This window comes from Amycolatopsis sp. SID8362, from assembly GCF_010550475.1.
Classification (GTDB): Bacteria; Actinomycetota; Actinomycetes; order Mycobacteriales; family Pseudonocardiaceae; genus Amycolatopsis; species Amycolatopsis eburnea.
Map to the genome: position 1 here is coordinate 1 of NZ_JAAGNB010000036.1, position 601 is coordinate 601.

The 601-nt window shown below is 70.9% G+C and carries 1 protein-coding gene; it reads left to right on the forward strand.

Features of this window, described 5'->3' with window-relative positions; genetic code table 11:
• The coding region (locus tag G3I65_RS01345; RefSeq protein ID WP_239070184.1) for a GDSL-type esterase/lipase family protein at positions 1-493 on the forward strand (493 nt) is incomplete at its 5' end.
• Positions 494-601: the final 108 nt, after the last annotated feature.

A 601-nucleotide genomic window follows, 5' to 3' on the forward strand; every position in this document is an offset into this window, starting at 1 on the left:
CCCGTCGTGCCCCGGCATGCCGCCGTCGGTCGCGGGCCTGGACGCGCAGAGCCGGCTGGACCGGGACGTCCTGGCGCTGCACGGCGTCCGGTCGGTGATCTACTACTACGGCACCAACGACCTCGCGTACGGCTGCGACGCGGCGACGATCCTGGACAGCTACCGCGCGGTCTTCGAGCGCCTGCGCGCGGCGGGCATCGCCGTGTACGTCACCCCGAGCACCCCGCGGCCCGGCTACAGCGACGCGGCGAACCTGGCCCGCCACGAGATCGGCCTGTTCGTCTCCCGGTGGAGCGACTGCGGCGGCACGTGCTCGGGCGTCGTCGACTTCGACCAGGTGCTGAAGGACCCGTTGAAGCCGAACAGCATCCTCCCGGCCTACGACAACGGAGACGGCATCCACGCGAACGCGGCGGGGCAGCAGGCGCTGGCCGATTTCGTGTCGCTGTCCCAGCTCACCCGATCCGGTCCGGTTCCGCACCCGATGGGCTGACCGCGCGAGTCGAACCGGCGGTTTTGTGCGCGGATCCGCAGAGTACGCCGTGTGATCGCTGACTCGATGGACGACGCGGGGTGCTGCCTGCTGTCGGTGGCCTGGAAC